The following is a 17,914-nucleotide window of genomic DNA, read 5'->3' on the forward strand; positions in this document are numbered from 1 at the left end:
CGATCAATTCACCAATTGGTTGAGGCTCAAGATTGGCAGGAGAATGGCCATGACGATCAGCAGCACAACGCCGCCCATCACCACCAACATGGCCGGTTCGAAAAGGCTCACCACCAGCGCAATCCGCGCTGCGAGGCTGGCCTCCTGTTGTTCGGCGGCACGGGCCAGCATGCGATCCAGTTCGCCGGCCCGTTCGCCGCTGGCGATCATGTGCAGCATCAGCGGCGGAATATCGCCGCCGAGTTCCAGGCCTCGGGTCAGGGTTCCGCCCTCGCGCACGGAACGGGCAACATCGGCCATGCGGGCGCGGATGGTCAGGTTGCCGATGACCTGTGCGGCGATGTGCAGGGCCTCGACCAGGGGCACGGCGCTTTGGCTCAGAATCGCCAGGGTGCTGGCGAATCGGGCGGCTTCCATCGCCCGCAAAACGTCGCCCAACAGCGGCAACCTGAGCAGCAGACGGTGCCAGCGCAGGCGCCATACCGGTTGGCGCAGGCTCCAGCGCCATAGCCCGAGCCCCCCGGCCAGGGCCACGAGCATCAGCACCCCATAGCGGCGCACCCCATCGCTCACCGCGATCAGCGCCTGGGTGAGCCAGGGCAACGGCTGGCCACTGTCGATGAAAATCTTCACCACATCCGGCACCACGTAGCCCAGCAGGAAAGCGACAATCGCAACGCAGGCCAGCAGCAGAATCAGCGGGTACACCAGCGCCAATTGAATGCGCTGGCGAGACGCCTGGCGCGCCTGGGTATAAGTCGCCAGTTGCTCCAGTACCTGGCCCAAGTGACCGGACTGTTCGCCCGCCGCGACGGTGGCGCAGAACAGCTCGGGGAATGCCTGGGGAAACGCTTTCAGTGCCGTGGCCAATGCGTGGCCTTCCATTACCCGAGTGCGCACCGCCGACAACAGGTGGACGACCCGACGCTTCTGGCTCTGTTGCGCCACGGCCCGCAGGGCTTCTTCGAGGGGTAACCCGGCCTGGATCAGCGTGGAGAGCTGCAACGTCAACAACGCCAGGTCAGCCGGGCTCAGACGCCCCCCGGCGAAGCGGGCGCCCAGGGTGGCTTGCCCCTCGCCCTCGCGCAGTTCCCAGGGCAGCAACCCGCGCTCGCGCAATAACTGACGGGCATGACGGGCGCTATCGGCTTCCATCCGCCCCTTGCAGCGCCGGCCCCGGGCATCCTCGGCCCGATAGTCGAAAGTCGGCATCGTGCTAATCCTCCTGGGTAATGCGCAGCAGTTCATCGACACTGGTCAGGCCTTCCAGGACTCGCTGACGCCCGTCCTGGAACAGACTGCGGGAGGTCTTGCGCGCCTCGAACGCCAGCGCCTGTTCGGTAGCCCCCTGATGAATCAGTTGCGACAACGGGCTGCTGATACTGACCAGCTCATAAATGCCGAAACGCCCTCGGTAACCTGCCTGGCATCCATCGCAGCCCCGGGCCCTGAACAGCCGAGGCCCGACATCAGCCTCGAGCCCGAGGCGCCGACAGGTGGCGGCGTCGGCTACATAGGGGGTCTTGCAAGACGGGCACAGGGCCCGCAACAACCTTTGCGCGACGATGCCGGCCAGGGACGAGGCCAGCAGATAGGCATCCACGCCCATGTCCACCAGCCGCGTGATCGCGCCGACGGCGCTGTTGGTATGCAAGGTCGACAGCACCAGGTGACCGGTCAGGGAGGCCTGGACGGCGATTTCCGCCGTCTCGCGGTCACGGATCTCGCCCACCATCACCACGTCCGGGTCCTGGCGCAAAATGGCTCGCAAGCCACGGGCGAAGGTCATGTCGACCTTCGGGTTGACCGGCATCTGGCCAATGCCCGGCAGGTGATATTCGATCGGGTCTTCGACGGTGAGGATGTTGCGGCTCTGGTCGTTGAGGCTGCTGAGCGCTGCGTACAGGCTGGTGGTTTTCCCAGAGCCCGTGGGCCCCGTCACCAGCACGATACCGTGGGGTTTGGCGAGCAACCGACGCAGGCTCGCCAGAGTATCGTCCGGCAGCCCCAGGCGCGGCAGATCCAGGCGCCCGGCCTGCTTGTCGAGCAGGCGCAACACCACCCGCTCGCCATGGGCCGACGGCAGGGTCGAGACCCGTACATCGACTTCATGCCCGGCCAGCCGCAGCGCCATCCGACCGTCCTGGGGGACTCGTTTTTCAGCGATATCCAGGTGCGCCATGACCTTGATCCGCGATACCAGCAGGCTGGCCAGCTCGCGGCGCGGACGCAGCATCTCCCGCAGTTGGCCGTCGACCCGCATGCGGACCGACAGGTATTGCTCGTACGTTTCCAGGTGCACGTCCGACGCCTGTTCGCGGACCGCTTCGCTGAGCAGCGCGTTGATCAAGCGGATAATCGGCGCGTCGCCCTGCTGCTCCAGCAAGTCGGCGGTCTGTGGCAGTTGATCGGCCAGGCTGAGCAAGTCCAGCTCCTCGTCCAGACCCTGAGCCACCTGCTCGGCAGCGCTCTGGCCCTGGCGATAGACACAGGCCAGACGCGTCGCGAATTGCGCCGGCTCCAGCACCTGGATCGGCAGTTCCCGGCCACAGAGCCGGCGAACCTCAGCCAGCGCGGTCAGCGGCGCATCGCAACGCATCACCAGGCTCACGGCAGCCCCTTCGCCGTCCAGCAGCACGCCGTGGCGCCGGGCGAAACCGAAGGGCAGCGGGGCCAGGGACTCGCTCACAGCTCACCCCGATTCTGCGGCAACGGATCTGCCGATGAAGCCTCCATGGAGGGCTCGAACAACTGGCGAGCGTCTCGGGGCAGCAACAGCGAATTATTCTGCCGCGAGCCCGGCTTGCTCAGCTCCCGGAGCGCGTCGTAGCGCTGGCGACTGACATCTGCCAGATCTTCCTTGCCGCGCACGATGGTGGGCCGCAGGAACACCATCAGGTTGCTTTTGGTCTGGGTGTCGCGGGTCCAGCGAAACAGTGCACCCAGGTATGGAATGTTGCGCAACAGCGGCACGCCGCTTTCCTGGGAGCGGACATCGTCGCGGATCAGGCCGCCAATCACGATGATCTCGCCGTCGTCCGCCAGGATCGTGCTCTTCAGGGCACGTTTGTTGGTGATCAGGTCCGAGGAATCCACGCCGGCAACAGACGGGGCAATGTCCGAGACTTCCTGCTGGACCTCAAGGCGCAGGGAGGAGCCCTGATTGATGTAGGGCTTGATCTTGAGACTGATGCCGACGTCCTTGCGCTCCACCGTGGTAAAGGGATTGTCCGCGCCGCTGCCGTTGGTGGCGTAGGAACCGGTCTTGAACGGCACGTTCTTGCCGACAATGATCTCCGCTTCCTGGTTATCCAGGGTCAGCAGGCTGGGAGTGGAGAGCAGGTTGCTGCGGGTATTGCTCGCCAGGGCCGATATCAGTGCGCTGAAGCGATCGCCGCCCAACCGCAGGAGCACGCCATCGACATCCTTGGGGTTCAGCTCGCCGATGATCGGAGTCTTGGTTCCCGAAAAACTGATGACCCCCTCCGCGCTGCCACTCTTGATCCCCCACTGCACCCCCAGCGCTTCGGCGATGTCTCCGGAAATTTCAACAATGGCGGCGTGGATGAGCACCTGGGCCCGGGGTTGGTCCAGCTCCCGGATAATATTTTCGATGGTGCGAACCTGGGCCGGCTCGGCGATCAACACCAGGGCATTCTGGCTTTCGTCGGCCTTGATCACGAACGGACTGGCGGCCGCGCTTTCCCGCAGGCCGGCCTGGGCTGGTGCGGCCTTCTTGTCTTGCCCGACGCCCTCCAGTACCTCGGCCAATTGCTTGGCATCGCTGTGGCGCAGGCGGATGACCCGTGCAGTGTCCTCGGCCGCGGAGGCTGGAACATCCAGGGTCCGAGCCAGTTCGGCCAGGCGTTGACGCACCCGCGGTGCGCCGATGATCACCAGGCGATTGCCACGCGCGTCGGCGATCACCGAACCCGCGGTGTCGCCCTCGCGCTTACTGCCGGAGGCTTCCAGGATCGACGCGATATCCCCGGCCCTGGCATGACGTAACTGCACCACCACATGATTGCGGTTATGTCCCGAGTCCAGCTGCTGAGCGACCCGGGTGATGCGCTGCACATTGGCGGCCGTGTCGGTCACCACCAGCGCGTTGGAGGAAACCGACGGTCCGATGTAGCCAGCACCCGATACCAGGGGGCGGATCAGACCGGCTACGTCGGCCGCAACGCTCGACTGCAGGTCGATGACCCGGGTGACGAACTGCGATGGCGCCGGGTCTTTCGTGTCGCCGCCGGCCCGGGTCCTGCCATCGGCAACCGGAGTGATAAGGATCCGCTCGCCTTGATCGATCACGGTGAAGTTGTGGGCATCGAGTACCGAATAGAACAGCCGACGCACGCCCTCACGGTCCAACGCCTCGCGGGACATGACGGAAATGCGCCCCGACACCCTGGGATCGAGCACCACGGTCTTGCCCAGGATCGCGGAAATTTCTTCGACCACGTCGCGCAACTCGGCATTGTTCATCGCCAGTTGCCAACGCGCCTCCTCGGCCCGTGCCACGTCGGCAAACATCAGTGGGCAGGACACGGCAAGACAGAGCAAGGCGTGGGATACACGGCTGCGGATAACGCTGTTCATGAATTCGATCACTCTGAATGCCCGGCCACCGGGCGTATGTATTGCGAGGAATGGGCTGTTGCAGGGCGCTCATCGTCGAGACCCACCCGGCGCAGCCAAGGCTTTGCCGCTTGTTGCAGGGCCAGGCGTTCTTCACGCCCGTTACGCCACAACATCACATGATCGGTCTCCACCCGGCGCAGCACGCTGCCACTGGGCAAACGCTCGCCCACCCGGTAGATGCGCGCGCCTGCGGCATCTGCCAGCAGCGCCCGCGACAAACCCTGGGCGACGACAAAACTGGCTTGCAAGGTCATCGGCTCGGCGCTGGGCGCGTGGGCGCCTGCAGGCGTGAGGCCGAATACGGTCGCCACGGCCTGGACGTTGGGCGGACTGCCAACCGGAACGACCGGCGAATCGGCAACCACCGGCACTTCACGGCCCAATGCCTGGCGAAAACGCCACTCCTGCCCGGCGAGGAATACGCCATACAACAACGGCACGAGCCACATCACGTGTCGTGCGAAGGAATAACTTGAATGCATCACCGCGCTCTCGCTTGAAGGCGCCAGTCCACCGCTACGGATTGCCTGGCGCCGTCCTGTCAGGACTTACAACTTGTCCCAGGCGCTTTGCCAGGAAGCACCGACACCGGGCTCGAAGCCATTCGCCGTCGGGCTGTATTGCTTGCAGTAGCCGGACGCGGGGAACGGCTTGCACTCGAAGACCTCGTTGGTCTTGGGCTGCAACACCTTCGTGCCGGCGGTGTATTCACCGAGGTTTTCAGGGAACACGAAATCGTATTCGACGTCTGCGCCCTCACCGGTCAGGGTGACACTGCGCGTGTCCTGGCGGGTGGTCCGCCCGTCCTCGGTGGTGCCCACCAGCGTCAGGGTGTGGGCGCCCGGGGCACTGCGCACGTCCATGCTCAGCCCGGTATTGCCTTCGCCTGCGGATTGGCTCACGACACCGACCGGCTTGTTCTTCTCATCGAGCAACGTGGCTTCCAGGTTCATCCGGCGGTTCGTCTGCGCAGCGAACGTCAGGTTGACGCGGCCCTTGTCGAGTACATAGTCCGGCTGCAGGGAAGCAATCGTCATGCTGGCGCCAGCGTCTTCCTGCATGTCCAGTTGCACTTCATACCGGCTCACGCCGCTTTCCTTCTGGGCGTACAGGTTGTTGGTACCTCGGACCGGGGTGATATTGCCCTCGTCGTCACGAATACCTGCACGAATCAGGGGGTGGGCTTCGTTGATCGCTTCAGCCAGTTTGAACGACCAGTTCTCAGGCCTGCCTTCCTCGACGGAGTCAATGCCGATCGTCACGCTGTACTGGGGGTTCTCGCCACCGGCGGAGAACGCCCGCGCCTTGACCTTGTCGCCCACCAGCAGCGGCGTCGACGATGCAATGCTGCCCACCGGCGACCAACCACCCGGCAACGCGGCTTCGGCAAGGATGTTCACATCCGCCGGGTCGTAGAATGCATTGTCGGTGTCACCCACCGTCCAGACCGCCAGGATCACATGATGTCCCGTCTTGCTGTCGGGTATGACGCAGTTGTGCCTGGCACCCGGCTTCGGAGTCTGGTTGCCGCCCTCCACGGTACAGAACGGCGTACTGTCGAACGAAGCACGCTTGAGCGCTTCATTCGGGTTCCAGCCATCGCGGGTAATGAAATACTCATGCCGGGTCGCCGGGTGCACGGCGGTATATTGCCACTGGAAGGCGATGTTGCGGTCGCGGATCTCGGTCAGGTGCCAACGGGTGGCCGACTGTGCGTCAAGGGCGGAAAACAGCGGGTGGCCACCGCTGGCAATTTTTCCGTCAAAGGGCCCTTGCAGGGGCGCACCGCCCGCTCCGTTGGGGAACCCCTTGAAGGTTTCACCCGTGCTCTGGGGCTCGAATTGCGCGCCACCGCAGTTCTTGTTTTCACCTTTCTGGCACAACAGAGCACGCGAAGGCGGTACTTCAAGGAAGCCATGGGCAAGCGCCCCCTGGGATACCATCAAGGTCGACAAGAGGACTAAGGATGAAGCACATCCCGTCAATACCCTGCTCTTGGTGAAGTTGTTTTTCATATAAGTTCCAGACTAGTCATTCGAGATTGGGAAAGACGTATCACCGTCATCTTGAAAGGCACGCAGGAGTGCTCAGCGCCGCACCTTTCAAGCGCCGAACCTTATCGAAAACTTAAAGTTTGCTATGTAGGGTAAATCTCTCTAGGTAGAAGGAAGGATCTCTGAATCCATTTTTCTTACATGACGAAAGAAATCTCTTACACATAAGACATTAACCGAAATAAACAACAAACACGCCAAGCCAAACAACCAGTTAGTTGACCTTGAATAGATAACAGCACGCATAAAAAAGCCTGTCCGACTCGGAGCCGGACAGGCTACTTTAGTGGGGTCCGCGCAGGCCGCTAGTCGTGATATTGCGCCGACAGCTCATGCACCGCCCGCAGGAATGCACCGGCATGTTCCGGATCGACTTCCGGAGTAATGCCATGGCCGAGGTTGAACACATGGCCGCTGCCCTTGCCATAGCTGGCGAGGATACGCCCGACTTCAGCGCGGATGGCTTCGGGCTTGGCGTAAAGCACGGTGGGGTCCATGTTGCCTTGCAGCGCGACCTTGTGACCGACCCGCTCGCGGGCGTTGCCGATGTCGCAGGTCCAGTCCAGGCCGAGGGCGTCGGCACCGGCATCGGCGATGCTTTCCAGCCACAGGCCGCCATTCTTGGTGAACAGGATCACCGGGACCTGGCGCCCCTCATGTTCGCGGATCAGGCCGCTGACAATCTTGCGCATGTAGGCCAGGGAGAATTCCTGGTACGCCGCCGCCGACAGGTTGCCGCCCCAGGTATCGAAGATCTGCACCGCTTGCGCACCGGCCAGGATCTGGCCGTTGAGGTAGGCCGTCACCGACTGCGCCAGCTTGTCCAGCAACAGGTGCATGGCGTGCGGGTTGTCGTAGAGCATGGCCTTGGTCTTGCGGAAGTCCTTCGACGAGCCGCCTTCGACCATATAGGTGGCCAGGGTCCACGGGCTGCCGGAAAAGCCGATCAGCGGCACGCGGCCATTGAGTTCGCGGCGGATAGTGCTGACCGCGTCCATAACGTAGCCCAGGTCTTTCTGCGGATCGGGAATCGGCAGCGCTTCGATATCGGCCAGGGTGCTGACGACTTTCTTGAAGCGCGGGCCTTCGCCGGTCTCGAAATACAAGCCCTGGCCCATGGCGTCGGGAATGGTGAGGATGTCGGAGAACAGGATGGCCGCGTCCAACTGCGGGTAGCGATCCAGCGGCTGCATCGTCACTTCGCAGGCGAACTGAGGGTTCATGCACAGGCTCATGAAGTCGCCGGCCTTGGCGCGACTGGCGCGGTACTCCGGCAGGTAGCGGCCGGCCTGGCGCATCATCCATACCGGGGTAACGTCTACGGGTTGCTTGAGCAGGGCGCGAAGGAAACGGTCGTTCTTCAGGGCAGTCATGTCGGCATCCGGAAAAAAAGTGCGGGCATTTTCTCAGAGCGCGACGCAAAAGGCACGGCAAGAGCCGTGCCTTTTATCTATCGGGGCAATTTGTCGCGGTAGAACCCGGCCTACTCAACACTTGAGTGATCGTTCCTACGCTCTGCGTGGGAATGCCTCAAGGGACGCTCCGCGTTCCAAAGGGGACGCAGAGCGTCGCGGGCTGCATTCCCACGCGGAGCGTGGGAACGATCAACGGCAGTCAGACTTGCAGGTAATCCAGGATCCCTTCAGCCGCATTGCGGCCTTCGAAGATCGCCGTCACCACCAGGTCGGAACCGCGGACCATGTCGCCACCGGCGAAGATCTTCGGGTTGCTGGTCTGGTGCTTGTACTGGCCTTGTTCCGGGGCCACGACACGGCCCTGGCTGTCGGTCTGGATGCTGAACTGCTCGAACCAGGGCGCCGGGCTTGGACGGAAGCCGAAGGCGATGACCACGGCGTCGGCCGGGATGATCTCTTCGGAGCCGGGGATCGGCTCGGGGCTGCGACGGCCACGGGCGTCCGGCTCGCCGAGACGGGTCTCGACCACTTTCACGCCTTCGACCTTGTCTTCACCCACGATGGCAATCGGCTGGCGGTTGTAGAGGAACTTCACGCCTTCTTCCTTGGCGTTCTTCACCTCTTTACGCGAACCGGGCATGTTGGCTTCGTCACGACGGTAGGCACAGGTCACCGACTTGGCGCCCTGGCGGATCGAGGTGCGGTTGCAGTCCATCGCCGTGTCACCACCGCCGAGCACCACCACCTTCTTGCCCTTCATGTCGACGAAATCTTCCGGCGACTTTTCAAAGCCCAGGTTGCGATTGACGTTGGCGATCAGGAAATCCAGGGCGTCGTAAACACCCGGCAGATCCTCACCGGCAAAGCCGCCCTTCATGTAGGTGTAGGTGCCCATGCCCATGAATACGGCATCGTATTCTTCGAGCAGTTGCTCCATGGTCACGTCCCTGCCCACCTCGGTGTTCAGGCGGAACTCGATGCCCATGCCGGTGAAGACTTCGCGACGATTGCTCAGCACGGTCTTTTCCAACTTGAACTCGGGGATGCCGAAGGTCAGCAGACCGCCGATTTCCGGGTTCTTGTCGAACACCACCGGGGTCACGCCACCGCGCACCAGCACGTCGGCACAGCCCAGGCCCGCCGGGCCGGCACCGATGATGGCGACCCGCTTGCCGGTCGGTTTGACCTTGGACATGTCCGGGCGCCAGCCCATGGCGAACGCGGTATCGGTGATGTACTTCTCCACCGAGCCGATGGTCACCGCGCCGAAGCCGTCGTTCAGGGTGCAGGCGCCTTCGCACAGGCGATCCTGCGGACACACCCGGCCGCAGACTTCCGGCAGGGTATTGGTCTGGTGGGACAGCTCGGCGGCCTGGAGGATGTTGCCCTCGGCCACCAGCTTCAGCCAGTTGGGAATGAAGTTGTGCACCGGGCACTTCCATTCGCAGTACGGGTTACCGCAACCCAGGCAGCGGTGGGCCTGGTCGGCCGACTGCTGGGGTTTGAACGGTTCGTAGATCTCGACGAACTCTTTCTTGCGTTGACGCAACAGTTTCTTCTTCGGATCCTTGCGCCCGACATCGATGAACTGGAAGTCGTTATTCAGACGTTCAGCCATTGTTAAAACCTCATCAAACTCTTCAGGCGCATATCACTGCGGGTTGGCACGAGTGCTGGAAAGCAACGACTTCAGGTTGGCAGCCTTCGGCTTGACCAGCCAGAAACGACGCACGTAGTCATCAAGGTTTTCCGCGAGTTCACGACCCCACTCGCTGTCGGTTTCCTCGACGTACTCATTCAGCACGCGTTGCAGGTGGCTGCGGTAGGCTTCCATCGCCTCGCCGCTGATCCGCTGGATTTCCACCAGCTCGTGGTTGACCCGGTCAACGAAGCTGTTGTCCTGGTCGAGCACGTAGGCGAAACCACCGGTCATGCCAGAGCCGAAGTTGTAGCCGGTCTTGCCCAATACACAGACGAAACCACCGGTCATGTATTCGCAGCAGTGATCCCCGGTGCCTTCCACAACGGTGTGGGCCCCGGAGTTACGCACGGCAAAACGCTCGCCTGCGGTGCCGGCGGCGAACAGCTTGCCGCCCGTGGCGCCGTAGAGGCAGGTGTTGCCGATGATGGCACTGTCCTGGGTCCTGTAGACGCTGCCTTTGGGCGGGACAATGACCAGCTTGCCGCCGGTCATGCCTTTGCCCACGTAGTCGTTGGCATCGCCTTCCAGGTACATGTTCAGGCCGCCGGCGTTCCAGACGCCGAAGCTCTGGCCGGCAGTACCCTTGAAGCGGAACGTGATCGGCGCCTGGGCCATGCCCTGGTTGCCGTGTAAACGGGCGATTTCGCCGGAGATCCGCGCACCGATGGAACGGTCGCAGTTGCAGATGTCCAGGCTGAACTCGGCACCGCTCAGGTCGTTGATGGCCGAAGCGGCCATGTCGACCATCTTCTCGGCCAGCTCACCCTTGTCGAACGGCGGGTTGCGGTCGACCTGGCAGAACTGTGGCTTGTCTGCCGGGATCAGATCGCTGCCTAGCAACGGGGTCAGGTCCAGGTGATGCTGCTTGGCGGTCTGGCCTTCGATCACGTCCAGCAGATCGGTGCGGCCGATCAGCTCTTCGAGCGAGCGCACGCCCAGTTTCGCCAGCCATTCACGGGTTTCTTCGGCCACGTAGGTGAAGAAGTTCACCACCATGTCGACGGTGCCGATGTAGTGGTCTTTGCGCAGCTTCTCGTTCTGGGTCGCCACGCCGGTGGCGCAGTTGTTCAGGTGGCAGATGCGCAGGTATTTGCAGCCCAGGGCGATCATCGGTGCGGTACCGAAGCCGAAGCTCTCGGCGCCGAGAATGGCCGCCTTGATCACGTCGAGGCCGGTTTTCAGGCCACCGTCGGTCTGCACCCGGACCTTGCCGCGCAAGTCGTTACCGCGCAGGGTCTGGTGGGTTTCAGCCAGCCCCAGTTCCCAGGGCGCACCGGCGTATTTGATCGAGGTCAGCGGCGATGCACCGGTACCGCCGTCGTAGCCGGAGATGGTGATCAGGTCGGCATAAGCCTTGGCCACACCGGCGGCGATGGTACCGACGCCTGCTTCCGCCACCAGCTTCACCGAAACCAGTGCCTTCGGGTTCACCTGCTTGAGGTCGAAGATCAGTTGCGACAAGTCTTCGATCGAGTAGATGTCGTGATGGGGCGGCGGCGAAATCAGGGTCACGCCGGGGACCGCGTAGCGCAGCTTGGCGATCAGGCCGTTGACCTTGCCGCCAGGCAACTGGCCGCCTTCACCGGGCTTGGCGCCCTGGGCAACCTTGATCTGCAGCACCTCGGCGTTGACCAGGTACTCTGGCGTTACACCGAAACGGCCGGTCGCGACCTGCTTGATCTTCGAGCTCTTGATAGTGCCGTAGCGCGCCGGATCCTCGCCGCCTTCGCCGGAGTTGGAACGCGCACCGAGGCGGTTCATGGCTTCGGCCAGGGCTTCGTGGGCTTCCGGCGACAAGGCGCCCAGGGAAATACCGGCGGAGTCGAAGCGCTTGAGCACCGATTCCAGGGGTTCCACTTCGCTGATGTCCAGCGGCGTGTCCAGGGTCTTGACCTTGAGCAGGTCGCGGATCATCGACACCGGGCGGTTGTCCACCAGCGCCGTGTATTCCTTGAACTTGCCGTAGTCGCCCTGCTGCACAGCGGCTTGCAGGGTGTTCACCACATCCGGGTTGTAGGCGTGGTATTCGCCGCCGTGGACGAACTTCAGCAGGCCGCCTTGCTGGATCGGCTTGCGCGGACTCCAGGCTTCGGCAGCCAGGGCTTTCTGTTCGGCTTCGATGTCGACGAAACGCGCACCCTTGATGCGGCTCGGCACGCCACGGAAGCTCAGCTCGCAGACTTCTTCGGACAGGCCGATGGCCTCGAACAGTTGCGCACCGCGGTACGAGGCGATGGTCGAGATGCCCATCTTCGAGAGGATCTTGAGCAGGCCCTTGGTGATGCCCCTGCGGTAGTTCTTGAACACCTCGTAGAGATCGCCCAGCACTTCACCGGTACGGATCAGGTCGCCGAGCACTTCGTAGGCCAGGAACGGATATACCGCCGAGGCACCGAAACCGATCAGCACCGCGAAGTGATGCGGATCACGGGCGGTGGCGGTTTCGACAAGGATGTTGGAATCGCAACGCAGACCTTTCTCGGTCAGGCGATGGTGCACCGCACCCGTGGCCAGGGACGCATGGATCGGCAACTTGCCCGGCGCGATGTGACGGTCGCTGAGCACGATCTGGGTACGCCCGGAGCGCGCGGCTTCTTCAGCCTGATCGGCCACATTGCGGATGGCCGCTTCGAGGCCGACGCTTTCGTCGTAGTTCAGGTCGATGACCTGACGCGCGAACCCCGGACGGTCGAGGTTGGTCAGCGAGCGCCATTTGGCCGGGGAAATGACCGGCGAGCTGAGGATCACCCGCGAGGCGTGCTCCGGCGACTCCTGGAAAATGTTGCGCTCGGCGCCCAGGCAGATTTCCAACGACATCACGATCGCTTCGCGCAGCGGGTCGATCGGCGGGTTGGTCACTTGGGCGAATTGCTGGCGGAAATAATCGTATGGCGTGCGCACGCGCTGCGACAGCACAGCCATCGGTGTGTCGTCGCCCATGGAGCCGACCGCTTCGTAGCCCTGCTCGCCCAGCGGACGCAGCACCTGGTCACGCTCTTCGAACGTCACTTGGTACATCTTCATGTACTGCTTGAGCTGATCGACGTCGTAGAAAGCCGAACCGTGGTCGTTGTCTTCCATGGTCGCCTGGATGCGCAGGGCGTTCTTGCGCAACCATTGCTTGTACGGATGACGGGACTTGAGGCGGTTGTCGATGGCGTCGGTGTCGAGGATCTGGCCGGTCTCGGTGTCCACGGCAAAGATCTGGCCCGGGCCTACGCGGCCCTTGGCGATGACGTCTTCAGGCTGGTAGTTCCAGACGCCGATTTCCGACGCCAGGGTGATGAAACCGTTGGTGGTGGTGACCCAGCGCGCCGGGCGCAGACCGTTACGGTCCAGCAGGCACACGGCATAGCGGCCGTCGGTCATGACGATACCGGCCGGGCCGTCCCACGGTTCCATGTGCATGGAGTTGTATTCGTAGAACGCCCGCAGGTCCGGGTCCATGGTCTCGACGTTCTGCCACGCCGGCGGAACCAGCATGCGCACGCCACGGAACAGGTCGATGCCACCGGTCACCATCAGTTCGAGCATGTTGTCCATGCTCGAGGAGTCCGAACCCACACGGTTGACCAGCGGGCCGAGCTCTTCGAGGTCCGGCATAAGGTCGTTGGCGAACTTGGTGCGACGGGCCAGGGCCCAGTTACGGTTGCCGGTGATGGTGTTGATCTCGCCGTTGTGGGCGAGGAAGCGGAATGGCTGGGCCAGCGGCCATTTCGGCAGGGTATTGGTGGAGAAGCGCTGGTGGAACACGCAGATCGCGGTTTTCAGGCGCTCGTCGCTCAGGTCTGGATAGAAGGCGGTGAGGTCCGCCGGCATCATCAGGCCTTTATAGATGATGGTCTTGTTGGAAAAGCTGCAGATGTAGTGGTCGGTGTCGGCGGCGTTGGCCACGGACGAGCGACGACGGGAGCTGAACAGCTTGATCGCCATCTCCTGGTCGCTCAGGCCTTCGCCGGCGATGAACACCTGTTCGATTTGCGGCAGGCGCGCCAGGGCCAGGCTACCGAGGACACTGGTATCGATCGGCACTTTGCGCCAGCCGACCAACTGCAGGCCGGCGGCCAGGATCTCGCGGTCCATGTTCTCGCGAGCTGCCTGGGCCTTCACCGGGTCCTGGTTGAAAAACACCATGCCCACGGCGTACTGCTTGGGCAGCGTGACACCAAACGTTTCCTGGGCAATGGCACGCAGGAACTCATCAGGCTTTTGAATCAGCAAGCCACAGCCATCGCCGGTCTTGCCGTCGGCGTTGATCCCACCACGGTGGGTCATGCAGGTCAGGGCCTCAATGGCCGTTTGCAAAAGGGTATGGCTGGGCTCGCCCTGCATATGGGCTATCAGGCCAAAACCACAGTTATCCTTGAATTCATCTGGTTGGTACAGACCTGCTTTCATAGACACTTTCTCACCAGGCTGCCCCTTATCGAGGCAAATTTCTTTTCAATTCAACCACTTGCACTCCACGCCGAACGTACGCCGGCTTTGCGGGGGCAAAAGGGAGGTCATTGTACATGCCGACACAGACGCTCACAAATTTGACGACGAAACGTCGAAAATTCATGTCGCATTTGTGAAAGGTTTAAAGCTATATGCTGTGCTAGTCAAAACTTTTTTGGGTTCGACCGCTACGACTCAAACGCTACTGTGACGCAGACACCACAAGGCGCGCGGCCTGAAAGGTCGCTCGCTCTTGCGGAAATGTTGAGGTTGCCGGGAGAGGCGGCCTGGGTAAGGCCGCCGAATCTTCAGCGAGTTGCAGCCAGTTCCTGTTGGACGCTGGCGACAGTGCGAGGCCAAGGTTTACCAGCCTGAACCTTCGCTGGCAAGGCCTTGATGGCGGAAACAGCTGCATCACGGTTGGCAAAGCTGCCGTAAGTGATGACATACAGCGGCTTGCCGTTGAGGACTTTCTTGAAATAACGATACTCGCCGCCCTGCTCCTTGACGAAGTTCTGCGCGGTGGCTTCGGAGCTGGTGCCGAGAATCTGTACGACGTAGTTGCCCGGTGCCTGGCCGGCGTACCAGCTGCCACCCGCGGCCTTGGCCGGTGCAGCAGGCTTGGCCGCCGGGGCAGGCGTCGGCTTGGCAACCGGCGCAGGGGCAGGCTTGGCCGTCGCCACCTGGGCCGGAGCCGGGGTCGGCTTGGCGGCCGGAGCAGGTGCTGGTGTCGGAGCCGGGCCGGCAGGCACGCCCGCAGGCGGGGCCGTGGTGGTCACGGTCGGCGGCGTGTCGCCATCGTCGATCGGTGGTGCCGCGCCATCGTCACCCTCGGTGATCCCACCGGCAGCTTCGGCCAGGGGCCCGCGCATGACCGGTTGCGACTGGCCGACCAACGGTAACGGCATCGGCTGGGTGCTGCCGGCGAATTCCACCGCCGGCGCGCCGCCGTTGGGTTTCGGCGCCCCCTGACCGAGGGGCAGTTGTGCCTGTTCGTTGGCAGGCGCGCCTGTGGTCGGCGCCTTGTTGCGACCCGGCATCAGCCAGGCGGCGACGACCGCGACCACGACGACGGCGGAAATCGCCAATACGTGTTTCTTCGGCATGTTGAACCCCATAGTTGGACGCTTCACCGCTGAGCGGCTGGCAATCATGACTTCGATCAAGGCATCCCGAGCGACCTGGTTGATGTTGCCAGGCCAGCCGCCGGAGCCTTCGTGAATCTCAGAGATCTGATCGGCGGTAAAAAGTTCGATACCCCGGCCCGCGCCTTCAAGGCGTTGATCCAGGTATTCACGGGTTTCTTCTTCGGTGTACGGCGCCAGTTCGATGATATGGAAGCGCTCTTCCTCGAGCTCCAGCTGTTCCAGCTCGGCGATCAACGACGACTCGCCAAACAGGAAGACATGGGGACGCCCTTCCGGCGCCCCGGCCGCCAGCGCCAGCAGGGCTTCCAGGGCCGACTCGTCGAGCTGCTCGGCGTCATCCACCAGCAGGTAGACTTCCTGCCCGGTCAGCGCCAGCTGGACGATCTGGTCGAGAATCGCACCTACTTCGGCCTGGGCCAGGTTCAACGCCTGGGCCACCTGGCGCAACACACCGGCGGCATCACCGGCGCCACGGGCCGAGACCACCACGCTTTGCACCGACTGTTTGTTGGTGCTGGCCACCAGGGCCTGGCGCAGCAAGGTCTTGCCGCTGCCCTGAGGACCGGTAACGACCAGTAGCAACTGGCTGTAGCGCGCCAGGTGATGCAACTGACCCAGCACCGGCTTGCGCTGGGCCGGGAAGAATTTGAAGCCGGGGACCCGTGGAGCGAAGGGGTCGTGACTCAATTGGAAATGGCCGAGGAAGGCCTCGTCGGCATGCAAACTAGTCATCGGAATCTTATTAACCTTTAAGCTGAGCCAGGGCGTGGTAATCCGCGCCCAGCGTGGCCTGTAGAACCTCTTTCGGATAATCGTCGGTCACCACCGCTTCGCCCATGCGGCGCAGCAGCACCAGACGCAGACGACCATCGATCACTTTCTTGTCGATTGCCATGTGTTCGAGAAAATCGGCCTCGGTCATTTCCTCGGGAGGCACCACCGGAAGCCCGGCGCGCTGGAACAGCCGAATGCCGCGATCACGCTCCTGCTCGCTGATCCAGCCCAGGCGCGCGGACATTTCCAGGGCCATGACTGTACCGGCCGCCACCGCCTCGCCATGTAGCCAGACACCATACCCCATGTGGGTCTCGATGGCGTGTCCAAAGGTGTGGCCCAGGTTGAGCGTGGCCCGTACACCCGACTCACGCTCATCGGCACCGACCACCGCGGCCTTGGCTGCGCAGGAGCGCTCGATCGCGTAGGTCAGGGCAGCCTGGTCCAGTTCCCGCAGACGGTCGACGTTCTCCTCGAGCCAACCCAGGAACGGCTCGTCGCAGATCAGCCCGTACTTGATGACTTCCGCCAGCCCTGCGGACAGCTCACGGGCCGGCAAGGTATTGAGGGTAGCGGTATCGATCAGCACCACGTTGGGCTGATAGAAAGCGCCGACCATGTTCTTGCCCAGCGGATGGTTGATCCCGGTCTTGCCGCCCACCGACGAATCGACCTGGGACAGCAACGTGGTAGGGATCTGGATGAAGTCGACGCCACGCTGGTAGCAGGCCGCGGCAAACCCGGCCATGTCGCCGATCACGCCACCGCCCAGGGCCACCACCGTGGTGCGCCGGTCATGCCGCGCGGTCAGCAGGCCGTCGAAGATCAACTGCAGGGTTTCCCAGTTCTTGAACGCCTCGCCATCGGGCAACACCACGGAAATGACCGAAAAGGCTGACAGACTGCGGGTCAGGCGCTCCAGATACAAAGGGGCGACGGTTTCGTTGGAGATGATCGCCACTTGCCGCCCGGCGATATGTGGCGCCAGCAGTTGCGGCTGGTCCAACAAGCCTTCGCCAATGTGAATCGGGTAGCTGCGCTCGCCCAGGTCGACCTTTAGTGTCTGCATGTGTCCCCACGGTGAAGATGGAATCAGGCGTCCTGCCTGCAATTAACGAAAAGTCCACGGTGTCTGCTATGACGCCACTCGAAGGCCATCTGCCACGGCCCGGCGGATGACGGCGAGACGCCGAGGATAGCGCATTTCCCGTGGCGCATTAACGGGGAGGCAGTTGCTGCAGACGTTCGAGAATCTCCAGCACCACCATTCTCGGTGGCCGCTCGTCGGTTTCCACCACCAGGTCGGCGATCTCCCGGTACAGCGGATCACGCAGCTCCAGCAGGTCCCGCAGGGTCTTGGCCGGATCGGCGGTACGCAACAGCGGACGGTTGCGGTCCCGGGCGGTACGCCCGACCTGCTGCTCGACGGAGGCGTGCAGGTAGACCACCCGTCCACCGGCATGCAGTTCCCGACGGTTGGCTTCGCGCATCACGGCGCCGCCACCGGTGGCCAGCACCACACCTTCGAATGCACACAGCTCGGCGATCATCGCCTGCTCGCGATCACGAAAGCCTGGTTCGCCTTCCTTGTCGAAGATCCACGGGATATTCGCGCCCGTGCGCAATTCAATTTCCTTGTCGGAATCTTTGAACGGCAGGCGCAGCTCTTTGGCCAGCAAACGGCCGATGGTGCTTTTTCCAGCGCCCATCGGCCCAACAAGAATCAAATTTCGCACAGAA

11 protein-coding genes are annotated in these 17,914 nt (G+C 62.9%); all 11 read right to left on the reverse strand.

The annotated features are described in order from the left end of the window. Window positions 1-3 precede the first annotated feature (3 nt). Complete coding sequence (gene gspF, locus CGA22_RS12265; protein ID WP_041021971.1) at window positions 4-1,212, reverse strand: type II secretion system inner membrane protein GspF; 1,209 nt, start codon at window positions 1,210-1,212, stop codon at window positions 4-6. 4 nt (window positions 1,213-1,216) lie between these two features. Further along, a complete protein-coding gene (gspE, locus tag CGA22_RS12270; RefSeq protein ID WP_041021970.1) occupies window positions 1,217-2,689 on the reverse strand; it encodes a type II secretion system ATPase GspE in 1,473 nt (490 codons plus the stop codon). Then, on the reverse strand, window positions 2,686-4,599 hold the full coding sequence (gene gspD, locus CGA22_RS12275; protein ID WP_041022000.1) for a type II secretion system secretin GspD: 1,914 nt from the start codon (window positions 4,597-4,599) through the stop codon (window positions 2,686-2,688). Before gspD ends, gspE begins: the two co-directional genes overlap by 4 nt. An 8-nt stretch (window positions 4,600-4,607) precedes the next feature. Continuing rightward, on the reverse strand, window positions 4,608-5,123 hold the full coding sequence (locus tag CGA22_RS12280) for a type II secretion system protein N (RefSeq protein ID WP_041021969.1): 516 nt from the start codon (window positions 5,121-5,123) through the stop codon (window positions 4,608-4,610). Window positions 5,124-5,189: 66 nt separating this feature from the next. Further along, window positions 5,190-6,656, reverse strand: a complete 1,467-nt coding sequence (gbpA, locus tag CGA22_RS12285) for an N-acetylglucosamine-binding protein GbpA (RefSeq protein ID WP_041021968.1) — start codon at window positions 6,654-6,656, stop codon at window positions 5,190-5,192. A 344-nt stretch (window positions 6,657-7,000) separates the two neighbouring features. Beyond that, window positions 7,001-8,068: a uroporphyrinogen decarboxylase gene (hemE, locus tag CGA22_RS12290; protein WP_041021967.1), complete on the reverse strand. Its 1,068-nt coding sequence runs from the start codon at window positions 8,066-8,068 to the stop codon at window positions 7,001-7,003. Window positions 8,069-8,309: 241 nt separating this feature from the next. After that, window positions 8,310-9,728 carry an FAD-dependent oxidoreductase gene (locus CGA22_RS12295; RefSeq protein WP_024779900.1) on the reverse strand — a complete coding sequence of 473 codons (1,419 nt, stop codon included), beginning with the start codon at window positions 9,726-9,728 and terminating at the stop codon, window positions 8,310-8,312. A 33-nt stretch (window positions 9,729-9,761) separates the two neighbouring features. Next, window positions 9,762-14,210 (reverse strand): glutamate synthase large subunit, encoded by a 4,449-nt coding sequence (gene gltB, locus CGA22_RS12300; RefSeq protein ID WP_041021966.1) that lies wholly within the window; start codon window positions 14,208-14,210, stop codon window positions 9,762-9,764. A gap of 350 nt (window positions 14,211-14,560) precedes the next feature. Continuing rightward, window positions 14,561-16,132 carry an SPOR domain-containing protein gene (locus tag CGA22_RS12305; RefSeq protein WP_188258599.1) on the reverse strand — a complete coding sequence of 524 codons (1,572 nt, stop codon included), beginning with the start codon at window positions 16,130-16,132 and terminating at the stop codon, window positions 14,561-14,563. Window positions 16,133-16,142: 10 nt separating this feature from the next. Beyond that, on the reverse strand, window positions 16,143-17,243 hold the full coding sequence (gene aroB, locus CGA22_RS12310; protein ID WP_041020549.1) for a 3-dehydroquinate synthase: 1,101 nt from the start codon (window positions 17,241-17,243) through the stop codon (window positions 16,143-16,145). A gap of 148 nt (window positions 17,244-17,391) precedes the next feature. After that, window positions 17,392-17,910, reverse strand: coding sequence for a shikimate kinase AroK (aroK, locus tag CGA22_RS12315; protein ID WP_041020548.1), 519 nt, complete (start codon window positions 17,908-17,910; stop codon window positions 17,392-17,394). Between the last annotated feature and the right edge of the window lie 4 nt (window positions 17,911-17,914).

It is taken from the genome of Pseudomonas sp. PSB18 (assembly GCF_014596565.1).
Taxonomy (GTDB): Bacteria; Pseudomonadota; Gammaproteobacteria; order Pseudomonadales; family Pseudomonadaceae; genus Aquipseudomonas.

Bases quoted from the DNA above. Each gene is read 5' to 3' on its own strand.
- gspF (WP_041021971.1), bottom strand. From the start codon at position 1,212: ATGCCGACTTTCGACTATCGGGCCGAGGATGCCCGGGGCCGGCGCTGC.
- gspD (WP_041022000.1), bottom strand. From the start codon at position 4,599: ATGAACAGCGTTATCCGCAGCCGTGTATCCCACGCCTTGCTCTGTCTT.
- CGA22_RS12280 (WP_041021969.1), bottom strand. From the start codon at position 5,123: ATGCATTCAAGTTATTCCTTCGCACGACACGTGATGTGGCTCGTGCCG.
- gbpA (WP_041021968.1), bottom strand. From the start codon at position 6,656: ATGAAAAACAACTTCACCAAGAGCAGGGTATTGACGGGATGTGCTTCA.
- hemE (WP_041021967.1), bottom strand. From the start codon at position 8,068: ATGACTGCCCTGAAGAACGACCGTTTCCTTCGCGCCCTGCTCAAGCAA.
- CGA22_RS12295 (WP_024779900.1), bottom strand. From the start codon at position 9,728: ATGGCTGAACGTCTGAATAACGACTTCCAGTTCATCGATGTCGGGCGC.
- gltB (WP_041021966.1), bottom strand. From the start codon at position 14,210: ATGAAAGCAGGTCTGTACCAACCAGATGAATTCAAGGATAACTGTGGT.
- CGA22_RS12305 (WP_188258599.1), bottom strand. From the start codon at position 16,132: ATGACTAGTTTGCATGCCGACGAGGCCTTCCTCGGCCATTTCCAATTG.
- aroB (WP_041020549.1), bottom strand. From the start codon at position 17,243: ATGCAGACACTAAAGGTCGACCTGGGCGAGCGCAGCTACCCGATTCAC.